This is a genomic window from Pseudomonas sp. H3_E04 (assembly GCF_054668915.1).
Map to the genome: position 1 here is coordinate 2,934,855 of NZ_CP162797.1, position 17,918 is coordinate 2,952,772.

Here is a 17,918-nt window from a genome sequence, read left to right on the forward strand (position 1 = left end):
GTGGTGGTGCTGATTGTCAGCATGAACATCTACCAGACCAACCAGAACGACGAGCTGGTCAGTCAATCCAGCAACCAGTTGCTCACCGCCAGCGTGCAGAACCTGCTGCAGGCCAAGGCCGCCGAACAAGCGGTGCGGGTGCAGAAAACCTTTGGCGAAAGCCTGCTGGTGGTCACCGCCCTCGCCGACCAGATCAAGGATCTGCGGACGATGGCGGCCAAGCGTTCGCTTGAAGCCGGCGCTGTTCGTGAGGAGTTGAACCAGAGCCTGAAAACCGCCTTCGAGCGCAACGATAAAGTCCTCGGTATCTGGCTGGCCTTCGAACCCAACGGCCTCGACGGCAAGGACAGCGAATTCGCCAACGACGCCGCGCGGCAATCCAACGAAGCCGGGCGCTTCGCCTCGTATTGGAGCCGTGCCGCCGGCGCCGCGCTGAATACGATCATGGTCGAGGACGACTTGACCAAGACCACCCTCAGCGTCAGCGGCACGCCGTACAACAGTTGGTACACCTGCCCTCGCGACAACAAGCGCACCTGTCTGCTCGACCCGTATGCCGACACCGTCGGTGGCAAGGAAATGCTCATGACGACCATTTCCGTCCCAGTGATGGTCGACGGCAAAGCGATCGGCGTGGTCGGTGTCGACATCGCCCTCGACGCCCTGCAAGCCGCCGCCGTCGACTCGCAGCGCAGCCTGTTCAACAACGCCGGGCATATGCTGATCGTCTCCGGCAGCGGCGTGCTGGCGGCCGACAGCGCTGACGCGACGCGGGTCGGCAAAAAAATCAGCGACACCCTCGGCGCCGATGGCAAGGATGTATTGCAACTGGTCGGCAGCGGTACGGCGAAAATCCTCGAACAGGGCGATTTGATTCGTGCGGTTTACCCGGTTGATCCGATCGGCAATTCGCGCGCCTGGGGCGTGGTCATCGACCTGCCCGAGCACGTGCTGCTGGCCGACTCGGTGAAGCTGCAAGCAGTACTGGATGACGCACAACAAACCGGCGTGATCACTGCCCTGCTGGTGGCGGGCGTGGCCGGTCTGGTCGGCCTGCTGCTGATCTGGCTCACCGCCTCCGGTGTCACCCGTCCGATCAACAGCGTCGCCGACATGCTGAAAAACATCGCCAGCGGCGAAGGCGATCTGACCCAGCGCCTGAACTACAGCAAGAAAGACGAACTGGGCGAACTGGTGAACTGGTTCAACCGCTTCCTCGACAAGCTTCAGCCGACCATCGCGCAGATCAAACAAAGCATCACCGAAGCGCGCGGTACGGCCGATCAATCGTCGGAAATCGCCCGCCAGACCAGCGAGGGCATGCAGGTGCAGTTCCGCGAAATCGATCAGGTCGCCACAGCGTCCAACGAAATGAGCGCTACCGCCCACGACGTTGCCAACAGTGCCTCGAACGCAGCCAATGCGGCCAAGGGGGCCGACCAGTCGGCGAAGGACGGCATGGCGATCATTGAGCGCAGCACCCGCGACATCAATCAACTGGCCGATGAAGTCAGCAAAGCGGTGACCGAAGTCGAAGCGCTGGCGGTCAACAGCGAGCAGATCGGCTCGGTGCTGGAAGTGATTCGCAGCATCGCCGAACAGACCAACCTGCTGGCTCTCAACGCCGCCATCGAAGCCGCCCGCGCCGGCGAAAGCGGTCGCGGTTTTGCCGTGGTCGCCGATGAAGTGCGCAACCTGGCCAAGCGCACGCAGGACTCGGTGGAAGAAATCCGCATCGTCATCGAGCGCATCCAGACCGGCACCCGTGGCGTGGTCGCGACCATGCACTCAAGCCAGACCCAGGCGCACAACAACGCCGGGCAGATTCGTCAGGCCGTTGATGCACTGGGCAAGATCAGCGACGCGGTGACGGTGATCAGCGACATGAACCTGCAGATCGCCAGCGCCGCCGAAGAGCAGAGCGCAGTGGCCGAAGAGGTCAACCGCAACGTCTCGGCAATTCGCACCGTGACCGAAACCCTGACCGAACAAGCCACGGAATCGGCGGCAATCAGCAGCCAGCTCAACAGCCTGGCGAGCCAGCAGATGAAATTGATGGATCAGTTCCGCGTGTAACAATCCAGCATAAATCCCTGTGGGAGCGAGCCTGCTCGCGAAGAGGTCGTCATATCCAACATCTGTGTTGACTGACACGACGCCTTCGCGAGCAGGCTCGCTCCCACAGGGGAAATGGGTTCAAATCCTGGTTTCATCTAAACCGCGATTCTTTTGCACTATCATCGCCCTCTCGTTCCGGAGGGCCTTCGATGACTGATCTGCTCACGTCCATCCAAACCGCACTCGGCCTGCCGCGCACGCCGATCCCCTTCACCAGTGACGGCGCCCTGACGTCGGCGTTCGCGGTCACCGAACTGGCCTGCGCCAGCATCGCCGCTGCCGGGCAAGCGGTCAGCGAATTGCTCCATCAGCAAACCGGGCACTTGCCTGCGGTTGCAGTCGACCGCCGTCTGGCCTCGTTCTGGTTCTCCACCTCGCTTCGCCCGATCGGCTGGCAGGTGCCGCCCTTGTGGGACGCGATCGCCGGCGACTATGCGACTCGGGACGGCTGGATCCGTCTGCACACCAACGCCCCGCACCACCGCGCCGCCGCTGAACGCGTGCTCGGCGCCTGCGCCGATCGTGCCGCAATGGCGGCGAAAGTCGCACAGTGGGCCAGCACGGATCTTGAACAGGCGGTGGTCGACGCCAAGGGCTGCGCCGCCGAGATGCGCAGTTGGGCGCAGTGGCAGCAGCACCCGCAAGGGCAGGCAGTGAATGCCGAACCGCTGGTGCAATTCATTGAGCAGACGGACGAGAACCGCAGCACATGGCAAGGCTCGATCGCACGGCCTCTGGCAGGGATCAAGGTGCTCGACCTGACCCGCGTCCTCGCCGGTCCCACCGCCAGCCGCTTTCTCGCCGGGCTGGGTGCGAACGTGCTGCGCATCGATCCGCCGAGCTGGAACGAACCCGGCGTGGTTCCGGAAATGACCGTCGGCAAACATTGCGCGCGGCTGGACCTGCAGACTCCGGCGGATCGCGCAGTGTTCGAAGGTTTATTGCAAGACGCCGACATCCTGCTGCACGGCTATCGTGCCGACGCTCTGGAGCACCTCGGCTTTGGTGTTGAACGCCGTCGGCAACTGGCACCGGGCCTGATCGACGTCAGCCTCAACGCCTACGGCTGGAGCGGCCCCTGGCAGAACCGCCGAGGCTTCGACAGCCTGGTGCAGATGAGCAGCGGCATCGCCGAGGCCGGACAGCATTGGAAACACAGCGATAAACCGACGCCACTGCCGGTCCAGGCGCTCGATCATGCGACCGGGTATCTGCTGGCGGCGAGTGCGATCAAGTTGCTGACGGAGCGTTTGGCCAATGGCCCAGGTGGATCGGCGCGGTTGTCGCTGGCACGTACGGCGAAGCTGTTGATCGAGCATGGGCCGGGGATGCTTGATCCGCTGCGGGCTGAAGATGCGCTGGATCAGGATCCGGCGATTGAAAACACCGCGTGGGGCCCGGCGCGGAGGTTGCGCGTGCCGGTGCAGATCAGCGGGACGGCGGTGCGGTGGGATCTGCCGGCCGCCGAGTTGGGGTCGCATCAGGCGCAGTGGTGATTTTGAGGCCGCCTTCGCGAGCAGGCTCGCTCCCACTTGGATTCGCGTAGTCCTGTGGGAGCGAGCCTGCTCGCGAAGGGGCCTGACCTGCCGAAGCAAACCCGCCTACAAACTCAACACCCCGCTATACAACCCATACGCCGCCAGCCCCGCCCCAATCACCACGCAGGCAAAAATCCCCTTCTCCACCGTGGTAAAAACCGGCTGGCCCTGTTCATGCTTGGCCTTGGCAAACAGAATCACCCCCGGCGCATACAGCAGCGCCGACAGCAGCAGATATTTCACTCCCCCGGCATACAACAGCCACACCGCATAAACCAGGGCGATGGCGCCGATCAGCAGATCCTTGGTGCGCTCGGCCGAGGCGTGTTCGTAGGTTTCGCCGCGCCCGCTGAGCAGCACCGCGTAGGCCGCCGACCACAAATACGGCACCAGGATCATCGACGAGGCCAGGTAAATCAGGCTGGTGTAAGTCCCCGCCGAAAACAGTGTGATCAGCAGGAAAATCTGAATCATCGCGTTGGTCAGCCACAGCGCATTGACCGGCACATGGTTCTTGTTTTCCTTCTTGAGGAACGCCGGCATGGTCTTGTCCTTGGCCGTGGCGAAAAGGATCTCCGCGCAAAGCAAGGCCCAGGACAGCAGCGCGCCCAACAGCGAAATCGCCAGCCCGATGCTGATCAGCAACGCGCCCCACGGCCCGACGATGTGCTCCAGCACCGCTGCCAGTGAGGGGTTCTGCAAATTGGCCAGCTCTGGCTGACTCATGATCCCCAGCGACAGCACGTTGACCAGCACCAGCAGCGCCAGCACACCGAGAAAACCGATTACCGTGGCGCGGCCGACGTCGCTGCGTTTCTCCGCGCGGGCCGAGTAGACGCTGGCGCCTTCGATGCCGATGAACACGAACACGGTGACCAGCATCATGTTGCGCACCTGATCCATCACCCCGCCGAAGTTCGGGTTGCTGCGGCCCCAGATGTCGCGGGTGAAGATGTCAGCCTTGAACGCCACCGCAGCGATGACGATGAACATGATCAGCGGCACGACCTTGGCCACGGTGGTCAGCTGGTTGATCAGCGCCGCCTCCTTGATCCCGCGCATCACCAGAAAATGCACCGCCCACAACAGTACCGAGGCGCAGCCGATGGCGATCGGCGTGTTGCCCTGGCCAAACACCGGAAAGAAATAGCCGAGGGTGCTGAACAGCAAGACGAAATAGCCGACGTTGCCCAGCCAGGCGCTGATCCAGTAACCCCAGGCCGAGGAGAAACCCATGTAATCACCGAACCCGGCCTTGGCGTAGGCGTAGACGCCGGAGTCCAGCTCCGGCTTGCGGTTGGCCAGGGTCTGAAAGACAAAGGCCAGGGTCAGCATGCCGATCGCGGTGATGCCCCAACCGATCAGAATCGCCCCGGCATCGGCGCGCTCCGCCATGTTCTGCGGCAACGAGAAAATTCCCCCGCCGATCATCGACCCCACCACCAGGGCGATCAACGCACCAAGGCGCAGCTTTTGCGTCGGTTGCGACATGCAGATCTCCTTGAACGAGCCGTTGTTATTTATTTGTAACAACAGCTGACTAAAAGCCTAAGGGTAGATGACGTTTATCAGGTAATGCCGAATCTCGCACCGTTATATATAGCCGACTACGATAACGCTTAGCACGTTTAAGACGGTTTTGTGCGCTGTTCCTGATTAATCAATTCCGCAGTGAAAACAGATGACGGACATTTGCCAAACGCGGAAAAGCAACTAGCGTCATAGTTCGAAAGCATTAATAGCTATTCCCAATTGCGTTAGCGAAACGCCTCTGGCTCGGGCCTTTCAGACCGCAGCTTTATGCCCGCAACGGGTGGATAAGTCATTCATTAACAATGGAATGTGACCATGCACTGATCCATGTCAGCTGTTCGAACAGACAACAGTACTAGGCTGTGAGCTCTCCTTTCCTGCAATGGAGTCATGCAAATGTCTGAAGCGCCCGGAAAACTAAGACTCGGTGCACTGGTTGCACTGGTAGTCGGTTCAATGATTGGCGGCGGGATATTTTCGTTGCCACAAAACATGGCCGCCAGCGCCGACGTCGGTGCAGTGCTGATCGGCTGGGCCATCACCGCAGTCGGCATGCTCACCCTCGCTTTCGTCTTTCAGACCCTCGCCAATCGCAAGCCTGACCTGGACGGTGGTGTCTACGCCTACGCCAAGGCCGGGTTCGGCGACTACATGGGTTTCTCCTCGGCCTGGGGCTACTGGATCAGCGCCTGGCTGGGCAACGTCGGCTACTTCGTTCTGCTGTTCAGCACCCTCGGCTATTTCTTTCCGATCTTCGGCGAAGGCAATACCCCGGCGGCGGTGATCGGTGCGTCCTTGCTGCTGTGGGGCGTGCATTTCCTGGTGTTGCGCGGGATCAAGGAAGCGGCGTTCATCAACCTGGTGACCACCATCGCCAAGGTCGTGCCGCTGCTGCTGTTCGTGTTGATCGCAGTCTTCGCGTTCAGACTGGACATCTTCACCGCCGACATCTGGGGCGTGAAAAACCCTGACCTGGGCAGCGTGATGAACCAGGTGCGCAACATGATGCTGGTCACCGTCTGGGTGTTCATCGGCATCGAAGGCGCAAGCATCTTCTCCGCCCGCGCCGAGAAACGCTCGGACGTCGGCAAGGCCACCGTGATCGGCTTCATCACCGTGCTGCTGTTTCTGGTGCTGGTCAACGTGCTGTCGCTGGGCATCATGACCCAGCCGGAACTGGCAAAACTGCAGAACCCGTCGATGGCCGCCGTGCTTGAGCATGTGGTCGGTCACTGGGGGGCGGTGCTGATCAGCGTCGGTCTGATCATCTCCTTGCTCGGCGCGCTGCTATCGTGGGTGCTGCTGTGTGCGGAGATCATGTTCGCCGCCGCCAAAGACCACACCATGCCGGAGTTCCTGCGCAAGGAAAACGCCAACCATGTGCCGGTCAACGCCCTGTGGCTGACCAACGCCATGGTGCAGGTGTTCCTGATCATCACACTGTTCTCGGCCAGCACTTACCTGTCGCTGATCTACCTCGCCACCTCGATGATTCTGGTGCCGTACCTGTGGTCGGCGGCCTATGCCCTGCTGCTGGCGGTGCGCGGCGAGAGCTACGAAGGCTTTGCCGCCGAGCGGCGCAAGGATCTGATCATCGGCGGTATCGCCCTGATCTATGCGGTGTGGTTGCTGTACGCCGGCGGGGTCAAGTACCTGCTGCTGTCGGCCCTGCTCTACGCGCCCGGCGCAATCCTGTTCGCCAAGGCCAAGCTGGAACTCAGACAACCGGTTTTCACCAACGTCGAGAAGCTGATTTTCGCCGCAGTGGTCGTGGGCGCCGTGGTGGCGGCCTACGGTCTCTACGATGGCTTCCTGACGCTGTAACCCCTGATTGAATTGTCATCTGGAGGAACACAGAAATGACCACGGAAAAAGTGAAGTACGGCGTCCACTCCGAAGCCGGGAAACTGCGTAAAGTCATGGTTTGCTCCCCAGGTCTGGCCCATCAGCGGCTGACCCCGAACAACTGCGATGAACTGCTGTTCGATGACGTGCTGTGGGTGGCGCAGGCCAAGCGCGATCATTTCGACTTCGTCACCAAGATGCGCGAGCGCGGCATCGACGTGGTGGAAATGCACAACCTGCTGACCGACATCGTCGCCATCCCCGAAGCGCTGGACTGGATTCTCGAGCGCAAGGTGACGGCCGACTCGGTGGGCCTGGGCCTGATCAGCGAAGTGAAATCCTGGCTGAAAAGCCTTGAGCCACGGCACATCGCCGAATTCCTGATTGGCGGTGTGTCGGCCGATGATCTGCCGGACAGCTTCGGTGGCAAGACCATCCAGATGTTCCGCGACTTCCTCGGCCACTCCAGCTTCATCCTGCCGCCGCTGCCCAACACCCAGTTCACCCGTGACACCACCTGCTGGATCTACGGTGGCGTGACGCTGAACCCGATGTACTGGCCGGCGCGCCGTCAGGAAACCCTGCTGACCACCGCCATCTACAAATTCCATCCGCAATTCACCAACGCCGACTTCGAGATCTGGTACGGCGACCCGGACAAGGATCACGGCAACTCCACCCTTGAGGGCGGCGACGTCATGCCGATCGGCAATGGCGTGGTGCTGATCGGCATGGGCGAGCGCTCATCGCGCCAGGCCATCGGCCAACTGGCGCTGAACCTGTTCAACAACAAAGCGGTGGAAAAAGTCATCGTCGCCGGCCTGCCAAAATCCCGCGCGGCAATGCACCTGGACACCGTGTTCAGCTTCTGCGACCGCGACCTGGTGACGATCTTTCCGGAAGTCGTCAACCAGATCGTCGCCTTCACCCTGCGCCCTGATGAAAGCAAACAGGGCGGCATCGACATCCGCCGCGAAGAAGGCAGCTTCCTCGACACCGTCGCGGCGGCGCTGAATCTGCCGAAACTGCGCGTGGTGGAAACCGGCGGCAACAGCTTCGCCGCCGAACGCGAGCAATGGGACGACGGCAACAACGTGGTGGCGATGGAGCCCGGCGTGGTCATCGGCTACGACCGCAACACCTACACCAACACCCTGCTGCGCAAGGCTGGCGTGGAGGTCATCACCATCAGCGCTGGCGAACTTGGTCGCGGCCGTGGCGGCGGCCACTGCATGACCTGCCCGATCATCCGCGACCCGATCGATTACTAAACGACCGTCTCCCCGGCCGCACTTATCCCGTAGCGGCCGGGCCGATTACCGAATCCAAGGAGAATCATCATGGCGTTTAACATCCACAACCGTAACCTGCTGAGCCTGGAACACCACACCCCACGCGAGCTGCGTTACCTGCTCGACCTGTCCCGCGATCTGAAACGCGCGAAATACACCGGCACCGAGCAACAACACCTGAAGGGCAACAACATCGCCCTGATTTTCGAGAAAACTTCGACCCGTACCCGTTGCGCGTTCGAAGTGGCGGCCTATGACCAAGGTGCCAACGTCACTTACATCGACCCGAACTCTTCGCAAATCGGCCACAAGGAAAGCATGAAGGACACCGCCCGCGTGCTCGGGCGCATGTACGACGCCATCGAGTACCGTGGCTTCAAACAGGAAATCGTCGAAGAGCTGGCCAAGTTTGCCGGTGTGCCGGTGTTCAACGGCCTGACCGATGAATATCACCCGACTCAGATGATCGCCGACGTTCTGACCATGCGCGAACACGCCGACAAGCCGATCCATGAAATCAGCTACGCCTACTTGGGCGATGCGCGCAACAACATGGGCAACTCGCTGCTGCTGATCGGCGCCAAGCTCGGCATGGACGTGCGCATCTGCGCACCGAAAGCCCTGTGGCCGCTGGACGATCTGGTGGCGCGTTGCAAAAAATACGGCGAGGAAAGTGGCGCGCGCATCACCCTCACCGAAGATCCGAAAGAAGCGGTCAAAGGCGTCGACTTCATTCACACCGATGTCTGGGTGTCGATGGGCGAACCGGTGGAAGCCTGGGCCGAGCGTATCCAGCAACTGCTGCCGTATCAGGTCAACGCCGAGCTGATGAAAGCCTCCGGCAACCCGCGCACCAAGTTCATGCACTGCCTGCCGGCCTTTCACAACAGCGACACCAAGGTCGGCAAACAGATCGCCGAGCAGTATCCGCATCTGAAAAACGGCATCGAAGTGACCGACGACGTGTTCGAGTCGCCAGCCTGCATCGCCTTCGAGCAAGCGGAAAACCGCATGCACACGATCAAGGCGATTCTGGTCTCGACCCTGGCTGATCTCTGACGCCCCAGCGCTCTCACTGAAGGAACCGGAAACCCGATGTGGGAGCGAGCCTGCTCGCGAAAGCGTCTAATCAGACGACATCACTGTTGAATGACATACCGCATTCGCGAGCAGGCTCGCTCCCACAGGGATTCCGGTTACGACAGGGGATCGAATCGTTTGCCATTCCTCTGCACAGAAGGACATGCACCATGCGTATCGTCGTAGCCTTGGGCGGTAACGCCCTGCTCCGCCGTGGTGAGCCGATGACCGCTGACAATCAGCGCGCCAACATCCGCATCGCCACCGAGCAAATCGCCAAGATCCACCCCGGCAACCAACTGGTCATCGCCCACGGCAATGGCCCGCAAGTCGGCCTGCTGTCGCTGCAAGCGGCGGCGTACACCTCCGTCACCCCATACCCGCTGGACGTGCTCGGCGCCGAAACCGAAGGCATGATCGGCTACATCATCGAACAGGAACTGGGCAATCTGCTCGACTTCGAAGTGCCGTTCGCCACCCTCCTGACCCAAGTCGAAGTCGACGCCAACGACCCGGCCTTCAAGAACCCGACCAAGCCGATCGGCCCGGTTTACGAGAAAGCCGAAGCGGAAAAACTCGCCGCCGAGAAAGGCTGGGCAATTGCTGCCGATGGCGACAAATTCCGCCGCGTCGTCGCCAGTCCACGGCCGAAACGCATCTTCGAAATCCGCCCGATCAAGTGGCTGCTGGACAAGGGTAGCATCGTGATCTGCGCTGGTGGTGGCGGGATTCCGACCATGTACGACGAGCAGCGCAACCTCAAAGGCATTGAGGCGGTGATCGACAAGGACCTGTGTTCGTCGTTGCTCGCCGAGCAACTGGAAGCCGACCTGCTGGTGATCGCCACCGACGTCAACGCGGCGTTCATCGACTACGGCAAGCCGACGCAGAAAGCCATCGCCGAAGCCCACCCGGACGAGCTCGAACGCCTCGGGTTCGCCGCCGGTTCCATGGGACCGAAGGTGCAGGCAGCCTGTGAATTCGCGCGCCATACTGGCAAGGTCGCGGTGATCGGTTCGCTGGCCGATATCGAAGCCATCGTCCAGGGCACCGCCGGTACGCGGGTCAGCACGGCGAAGCCGGGGATCAGCTACCGATAACAATAAATGCCGGGGCAGACTCAATGCCTGCCCCGCGCCCATGCCTTCAAAGGAGTAGCTCAATGGCCCAATTCGAACCCGGTCATCTGCATATCGAGCGACACGCGTTGACCGACGATGACGTCAATTACAACGTCTGCCTCGACTATGAAGTGTTCACCGACCCGCAGAAAGGCAAAGGGATTCAGTTCACCCTGCACGGCAGCATGCAAGGCAAGGACGTGAAGGAGATGTTTTTCCTGCCCAAGGAAGAAGCCTACAACTTTGCCCGCGACGTCACCCGGATCGCCGAGAAATACGGCATCCCCAAGACCCACAGCCAGATCGGCTCGGTGCACAAGCATTACGACCTGATGTTTGAAGACATTCGGCAGAAGTTGAATATGCAGTCCGGGGATCCGGTCAATCCCGAGCATTTCGAATAACCCGAATCCACCACATTCCCCCTGTGGGAGCGAGCCTGCTCGCGAAAGCCTTCTATCAGGCAATATCGCCTTGTCTGACACACCGCTTTCGCGAGCAGGCTCGCTCCCACCGGGTCTGTGTCGTGACGAAAGTCGGCGCAGATTTCATCATTAGCCCGCCCCAAGGCATACTTGCCCCCCTCCGCTTTGCAGATCACTGAACCGCCCCATGCGTATCCACGTCAGCTTCATCGACCGCGTCGGCATCACCCAGGAAGTCCTGGCTATCCTCGGTGGGCGCAATCTCAATCTGGATGCGGTGGAGATGATCCCGCCGAACGTCTACATCGACGCGCCGACCCTCAGCCCGCAAGTACTCGAAGAACTCAAGGATGCGCTGTTTCGCGTACTCGGCGTGGAAGCGGTGACCGTGGTCGATATCCTGCCCGGCCAGCGCCGGCACTTGCAGCTTGATGCCCTGCTCGCGGCGATGACCGACCCGGTGCTGGCCCTCGACAGCGCCGGCAAGGTGCTGCTGGCGAACCCGGCGTTGATTGCCCTGTACGGTCGCGAACCGGCCGGCGAAAGTGTCTCGGCGCTGTTCAACGATCCTGGTCTGCTCGACACCCTGCTGGAAAACGGCTTTCGCCTGCCGCTGCGCGAGATCACCGTCAACGGCCAGACACTGTTGCTCGACGCCACGCCGATCACCGACGCCGGCGCCCTGCTGACCCTCTATCAACCGAACCGCATCGGCGAGCAGCTCTCGGCACTGCATCACGATCACGCCGAAGGCTTCGACGCGCTGCTCGGCGAGTCTCCGGCGATCCGCACGCTCAAAGCCCGTGCGCAACGGGTCGCCGCCCTTGATGCACCGTTGTTGATTCAGGGCGAAACCGGTACCGGTAAAGAACTGGTGGCCCGTGCCTGCCATGCGATCAGTGCGCGGCACAGCGCTCCTTTTCTGGCGTTGAACTGCGCGGCGCTACCGGAAAACCTCGCCGAAAGCGAACTGTTCGGCTACGCCCCCGGCGCCTTCACTGGCGCGGCGCGTGGCGGTAAGCCGGGGCTGATGGAACTGGCCAACCAGGGCACGGTGTTTCTCGATGAAATCGGCGAGATGTCGCCGTACTTGCAGGCCAAACTTCTGCGTTTTCTCAACGACGGCAGCTTCCGCCGCGTCGGTGGTGATCGTGAAGTGAAGGTCAACGTGCGCATCCTCAGCGCGACCCACCGCGACCTGGAAAAAATGGTCAGCGAAGGCCTGTTCCGCGAAGACCTGTTCTATCGCCTCAACGTGCTCAACGTCGAAGTGCCGCCGCTGCGCGAACGCGGTCAGGACATTCTGTTGCTGGCGCGCTACTTCATGCAGCAGGCCTGTGCGCAGATCCAGCGCCCGGTCTGCCGCCTCGCGCCGGGAACTTACCCCGCGCTGCTCGGCAATCGCTGGCCGGGCAACGTGCGGCAATTGCAGAACGTGATTTTCCGCGCAGCGGCGATTTGCGAGAGCAGCCTGGTCGATATCGGCGACCTCGACATCGCCGGCACTTCGATGGCGCGCCAGGCCGATACCGACGTCGACAGCCTCGAACAAGCGGTCGAATCGTTCGAGAGAGAACTGCTGGAAAAGCTCTACGTCAGCTACCCCTCGACCCGGCAATTGGCGAGCCGCCTGCAAACCTCGCACACTGCCATCGCCCACCGATTGCGCAAGTACGGCATTCCCAATAAACCTTGAGATCATCATCGATATCCCTGTAGGAGCTGCCGAAGGCTGCGATCTTTTGATTTTGTTTTTAGAGATCAAGATCAAAAGATCGCAGCCTTCGGCAGCTCCTGCAGTCCGGGTTTTCAATTCAGGAATGATATTGCCCGCCTAAAAACGACCTCCACCTGTACCGAAAGCGCTACAGCGGAACGATATCGCTACACCCGCCTATGACCTGCGCTGCGCAACGCTTTGATCCCGTTCAGCTTTTCTCCTCGCCCCAAGCTGTAGCGATTTCGCTACAACAGCAACATCCCAATAAACGCCAAAAACAAGCAAGCCGTTGATTTATATAGCTAAATCAACCTTGGCCGCATTCTTGCTACTCCACTCTTCATCTAAAAAGGGCTTCCACGCCCCAAGCTTTCCACCGCGTCCACCAGACGAGTCTGGCCCCTGAGGAGTTTCCATGAGCGAGTTGCGTTTTACTGAAGATCACGAATGGCTGCGCACCGAAGCCGACGGCAGTGTCACTGTCGGCATCACCGCTTTCGCGCAGAACGCCCTGGGCGACGTGGTGTTCGTGCAACTGCCTGAGCTGCAGGCTTACGAAAAAGGCGCTGAAGCCGCCACCGTGGAATCGGTGAAAGCCGCCAGCGGCGTGTACATGCCGCTCGATGGCGACGTGCTGGAAGTCAACCCGGCACTGCAAGACGCTCCTGAGCTGGTCAACGAAGATCCGCTGGGCGAAGGCTGGTTCTTCCGCTTTCAGCCAAGCGACGCCGCCGCTGTCGGCAAACTGCTCGATCAGGATGCTTACGACCGTCTGATCAAAGCCCAAGCCGAAGCCTGAGGAATTACGCCATGACCGCCATCAATCTCGGCACCGCCAACGAATTCATCGCCCGTCACATCGGCCCGCGCGCCGGTGACGAGCAAGCCATGCTCAACAGCCTCGGTTTCGACTCGCTCGAAGCCCTGAGCGCCAGCGTCATCCCGGAAAGTATCAAGGGCACCAGCGTGCTCGGCATGGACGACGGCCTCAGCGAAGCCGACGCCCTGGCGATGATCAAAGCCATCGCCGGCAAGAATCAGTTGTTCAAGACCTACATCGGCCAGGGCTACTACAACTGCCACACGCCGTCGCCGATCCTGCGCAACCTGCTGGAAAATCCGGCCTGGTACACCGCTTACACTCCGTACCAGCCAGAAATTTCCCAGGGCCGTCTCGAAGCGCTGCTGAACTTCCAGACCCTGATCAGCGACCTCACCGGCCTGCCGATCGCCAACGCCTCCCTGCTTGACGAAGCCACCGCCGCTGCCGAAGCCATGACCTTCTGCAAACGCCTGAGCAAGAACAAGGGCAGCCACCAGTTCTTCGCCTCGATCCACAGCCATCCGCAGACCCTAGACGTCCTGCGCACTCGTGCCGAGCCGCTCGGTATTGACGTGGTCGTGGGCGATGAGCGCGAACTGACTGACGTCACGCCATTCTTCGGCGCGCTGCTGCAATACCCGGCGAGCAACGGTGATGTGTTCGACTATCGAGAGCTGACCGAGCGCTTCCACGCCGCCAACGCTCTGGTGGCCGTGGCCGCTGACCTGCTGGCCCTGACGCTGCTGACCGCACCGGGCGAATTCGGCGCCGACGTAGCGATTGGTTCGGCGCAACGCTTCGGCGTACCGCTGGGCTTCGGTGGCCCGCACGCCGCTTATTTCTCCACTAAAGATGCATTCAAGCGTGACATGCCGGGCCGTCTGGTCGGCGTGTCGGTTGACCGTTTCGGCAAACCGGCGCTGCGTCTGGCGATGCAGACCCGCGAGCAACACATCCGCCGCGAAAAGGCCACGTCGAACATCTGCACCGCCCAAGTGCTGCTGGCCAACATTGCCAGCATGTACGCCGTCTACCACGGTCCGAAAGGTCTGACCCAGATCGCCAACCGCGTGCATCACCTGACCGCGATTCTGGCCAAGGGCCTGACCGCGCTGGGCGCTCAAGTCGAGCAAACCAGTTTCTTCGACACCCTGACCGTCGCCACCGGCGCACACACCGCCGCGCTGCACGACAAGGCGCACGCTGCGCAGATCAACCTGCGCGTCATCGACGCTGAACGTCTGGGCCTGTCGGTCGACGAAACCACTACTCAAACTGACATCGAAACCCTGTGGGGCCTGTTCGCCGACGGCAAGACCCTGCCGGACTTCGCTGCGCTGGCCGCCTCGGTGCAGAGCACCATCCCTGCTGCGCTGGTGCGCCAGTCGCCGATCCTCAGCCACCCGGTGTTCAACCGTTATCACTCGGAAACCGAGCTGATGCGCTACCTGCGCAAACTGGCGGACAAGGACCTGGCGCTGGATCGCACCATGATCCCGCTGGGCTCGTGCACCATGAAACTCAACGCCGCCAGCGAAATGATCCCGGTGACCTGGGCCGAATTCGGTGCACTGCACCCGTTCGCCCCGGCCGCACAAAGCGCCGGTTACCAGCAACTGACCGATGAGCTGGAAGCGATGCTCTGCGCCGCCACCGGTTATGACTCGATCTCGCTGCAACCGAACGCTGGTTCGCAAGGTGAATACGCAGGTCTCCTGGCGATTCGCGCCTACCACCAGAGCCGTGGCGACGAGCGCCGCGACATCTGCCTGATCCCGTCGTCGGCCCACGGCACCAACCCGGCCACCGCACAAATGGCCGGTATGCGCGTGGTCGTCACCGCGTGCGATGCCCGCGGCAACGTCGACATCGAAGACCTGCGCGCCAAAGCCATCGAGCACCGCGAGCACCTCGCCGCGCTGATGATCACCTACCCGTCGACCCACGGCGTGTTCGAAGAAGGCATCCGCGAGATCTGCGCGATCATTCACGACAACGGCGGCCAGGTGTATATCGACGGCGCCAACATGAACGCCATGGTCGGCCTCTGCGCACCGGGCAAGTTCGGCGGCGACGTTTCGCACCTGAACCTGCACAAAACCTTCTGCATCCCTCACGGCGGTGGCGGCCCGGGCGTTGGCCCGATCGGCGTCAAATCGCACCTGACCCCGTTCCTGCCCGGCCACGGCCAGATGGAACGCAAGGAAGGCGCGGTCTGCGCGGCACCATTCGGCAGCGCGAGCATTCTGCCGATCACCTGGATGTACATTCGCATGATGGGTGGCGCTGGCTTGAAGCGCGCTTCGCAGCTGGCGATTCTCAACGCCAACTACATTTCCCGTCGTCTGGAAGAGCACTATCCAGTGCTGTACACCGGCAGCAACGGTCTGGTGGCGCACGAGTGCATCCTCGATCTGCGTCCGTTGAAAGACAGCAGCGGCATCAGCGTCGATGACGTCGCCAAGCGCCTGATCGACTTCGGCTTCCACGCCCCGACCATGTCGTTCCCGGTCGCCGGCACATTGATGATTGAGCCGACCGAAAGCGAATCCAAGGAAGAACTGGACCGCTTCTGCGACGCCATGATCCGCATCCGCGAAGAAATCCGCGCAGTCGAAAACGGCACGCTGGACAAGGAAGACAACCCACTGAAAAACGCCCCGCACACCGCAGCGGAACTGGTTGGCGAATGGACCCACCCGTACAGCCGCGAGCAAGCGGTGTATCCGGTCGCGTCGCTGATCGAAGGCAAATACTGGCCGCCGGTCGGCCGTGTCGACAACGTCTTCGGCGACCGCAACCTGGTGTGCGCCTGCCCGTCGATCGAAAGCTATGCTTAATGGAATGAGGGGCTGAATATCGGCCCCGATTTCAGCAACACCCTAGATCTCCCTGTGGGAGCGAGCCTGCTCGCGAAGTCGCCATTTCAGCCAGCGTAAATGGTGGCTGATCCGACGCTTTCGCGAGCAGGCTCGCTCCCACAAGGGATCTGCACCGATCTCAAACTGTGCCAATCCCTATAACAAGAAACCGGAGAACCACTCATGTCGTTAAGCGTGTTCGACCTGTTCAAGATTGGCATCGGTCCCTCCAGTTCCCACACCGTCGGCCCGATGCGCGCGGCTGCGCGTTTCGCCGAAGGTTTGCGCCGTGAAAACCTGTTGACCAGCACCGCCAGCGTGCGGGTCGAGCTGTACGGTTCGCTCGGCGCGACGGGCAAAGGCCACGGCAGCGACAAAGCCGTGCTGCTCGGCCTCGAAGGTGAACATCCAGATACCGTCGACACCGAAACCGTCGCCGCCCGCCTGCAGGAAATTCGCGGCAACGGACGACTGAACCTGCTCGGTGAACACAGCATTGCGTTCAACGAGAAAGAACACCTGGCGATGATCCGCAAACCGTTGGCCTATCACCCCAACGGCATGATCTTTCGCGCCTTCGATGCGGCGGGGATTCAGATCCGCAGTCGCGAGTACTATTCGGTCGGCGGTGGTTTCGTTGTCGATGAAGATGCCGCCGGTGCCGATCGCATCGTCGAAGACGCCACGCCACTGACCTTCCCGTTCAAAAGTGCCAAGGATTTGCTCGGTCATTGCGCCACCTATGGGCTGTCGATCAGCCAAGTGATGCTGACCAACGAAAGCGCCTGGCGTCCGGAAGCCGAGACCCGTGCCGGCCTGCTGAAGATCTGGCAAGTGATGCAGGACTGCGTCGCCGCTGGCTGTCGTAACGAAGGCATTTTGCCGGGCGGTTTGAAGGTCAAGCGCCGGGCGGCGGCGCTGCATCGGCAATTGTGCAAGAACCCCGAATCAGCCCTGCGCGATCCGCTGTCGGTGCTCGATTGGGTCAACCTTTATGCACTGGCGGTCAACGAAGAAAACGCCAACGGCGGACGCGTGGTCACTGCGCCCACCAATGGCGCGGCGGGGATCATTCCGGCGGTGCTGCATTACTACATGCGCTTTATCCCCGGGGCGAATGACGACGGCGTCGTGCGTTTTCTGCTGACCGCTGCGGCCATCGGCATTCTTTACAAGGAAAACGCTTCGATCTCCGGCGCCGAAGTCGGTTGTCAGGGTGAAGTCGGCGTGGCCTGTTCGATGGCCGCCGGCGCTCTGTGCGAGGTACTCGGCGGCAGCGTGCAGCAAGTGGAGAACGCTGCGGAAATCGGCATGGAACACAACCTCGGCCTGACCTGCGATCCGATTGGGGGCCTGGTGCAGGTGCCGTGCATCGAGCGCAATGCGATGGGCTCGGTGAAAGCGATCAACGCGGTGCGCATGGCCATGCGTGGCGACGGTCAGCATTTCGTCTCCCTCGACAAAGTCATCCGCACCATGCGCCAGACCGGCGCCGACATGAAAAGCAAATACAAGGAAACCGCCCGCGGCGGTTTGGCAGTCAACATTATCGAATGCTAATT

At 61.3% G+C, this 17,918-nt stretch carries 11 protein-coding genes and 2 pseudogenes; 12 read left to right on the top strand and 1 reads right to left on the bottom strand.

What is annotated here, in order from left to right:
• Positions 1 to 210: 210 nt before the first annotated feature.
• From AB4N53_RS13205 to AB4N53_RS13215, 3 genes and pseudogenes are all read left to right on the top strand, one after another.
• Positions 211 to 1,170: pseudogene (locus AB4N53_RS13205) on the top strand (methyl-accepting chemotaxis protein); the annotation flags it as partial.
• 378 nt (positions 1,171 to 1,548) lie between these two features.
• Positions 1,549 to 2,076 (top strand): annotated as a pseudogene (locus tag AB4N53_RS13210) (methyl-accepting chemotaxis protein); the annotation flags it as partial.
• A 191-nt stretch (positions 2,077 to 2,267) separates the two neighbouring features.
• Positions 2,268 to 3,614, top strand: a complete 1,347-nt coding sequence (locus AB4N53_RS13215) for a CoA transferase (protein ID WP_460120973.1) — start codon at positions 2,268 to 2,270, stop codon at positions 3,612 to 3,614.
• 105 nt (positions 3,615 to 3,719) lie between these two features.
• Here the strand turns inward: AB4N53_RS13215 and arcD (AB4N53_RS13220) are convergent, their stop codons facing one another.
• On the bottom strand, positions 3,720 to 5,147 hold the full coding sequence (gene arcD / locus AB4N53_RS13220; protein WP_460120975.1) for an arginine-ornithine antiporter: 1,428 nt from the start codon (positions 5,145 to 5,147) through the stop codon (positions 3,720 to 3,722).
• A 438-nt stretch (positions 5,148 to 5,585) separates the two neighbouring features.
• Between arcD (AB4N53_RS13220) and arcD (AB4N53_RS13225) the strand changes: the two genes are divergently transcribed.
• The 9 genes from arcD (AB4N53_RS13225) (at position 5,586) to AB4N53_RS13265 (ending at position 17,916) form a co-directional block, all read left to right on the top strand.
• The gene (gene arcD, locus AB4N53_RS13225; protein WP_460120977.1) at positions 5,586 to 7,013 is read left to right on the top strand and encodes an arginine-ornithine antiporter; all 1,428 of its coding nucleotides are present in this window, start codon (positions 5,586 to 5,588) and stop codon (positions 7,011 to 7,013) included.
• Between the two features lie 35 nt (positions 7,014 to 7,048).
• Positions 7,049 to 8,305: an arginine deiminase gene (arcA, locus tag AB4N53_RS13230; RefSeq protein ID WP_460120979.1), complete on the top strand. Its 1,257-nt coding sequence runs from the start codon at positions 7,049 to 7,051 to the stop codon at positions 8,303 to 8,305.
• A gap of 69 nt (positions 8,306 to 8,374) precedes the next feature.
• Positions 8,375 to 9,385, top strand: a complete 1,011-nt coding sequence (locus AB4N53_RS13235) for an ornithine carbamoyltransferase (protein WP_126365799.1) — start codon at positions 8,375 to 8,377, stop codon at positions 9,383 to 9,385.
• 191 nt (positions 9,386 to 9,576) lie between these two features.
• On the top strand, positions 9,577 to 10,506 hold the full coding sequence (gene arcC, locus AB4N53_RS13240; RefSeq protein ID WP_016770621.1) for a carbamate kinase: 930 nt from the start codon (positions 9,577 to 9,579) through the stop codon (positions 10,504 to 10,506).
• 62 nt (positions 10,507 to 10,568) lie between these two features.
• Positions 10,569 to 10,931: a DUF5064 family protein gene (locus tag AB4N53_RS13245; protein ID WP_460120982.1), complete on the top strand. Its 363-nt coding sequence runs from the start codon at positions 10,569 to 10,571 to the stop codon at positions 10,929 to 10,931.
• A 208-nt stretch (positions 10,932 to 11,139) separates the two neighbouring features.
• The gene (locus tag AB4N53_RS13250; RefSeq protein WP_460120984.1) at positions 11,140 to 12,648 is read left to right on the top strand and encodes a sigma-54-dependent transcriptional regulator; all 1,509 of its coding nucleotides are present in this window, start codon (positions 11,140 to 11,142) and stop codon (positions 12,646 to 12,648) included.
• Positions 12,649 to 13,087: 439 nt separating this feature from the next.
• Positions 13,088 to 13,471 (top strand): glycine cleavage system protein GcvH, encoded by a 384-nt coding sequence (gene gcvH, locus AB4N53_RS13255; RefSeq protein WP_039758162.1) that lies wholly within the window; start codon positions 13,088 to 13,090, stop codon positions 13,469 to 13,471.
• A gap of 11 nt (positions 13,472 to 13,482) precedes the next feature.
• Positions 13,483 to 16,335, top strand: a complete 2,853-nt coding sequence (gene gcvP, locus AB4N53_RS13260; RefSeq protein ID WP_460120987.1) for an aminomethyl-transferring glycine dehydrogenase — start codon at positions 13,483 to 13,485, stop codon at positions 16,333 to 16,335.
• Between the two features lie 204 nt (positions 16,336 to 16,539).
• Positions 16,540 to 17,916, top strand: a complete 1,377-nt coding sequence (locus AB4N53_RS13265; protein WP_016773512.1) for an L-serine ammonia-lyase — start codon at positions 16,540 to 16,542, stop codon at positions 17,914 to 17,916.
• Positions 17,917 to 17,918: the final 2 nt, after the last annotated feature.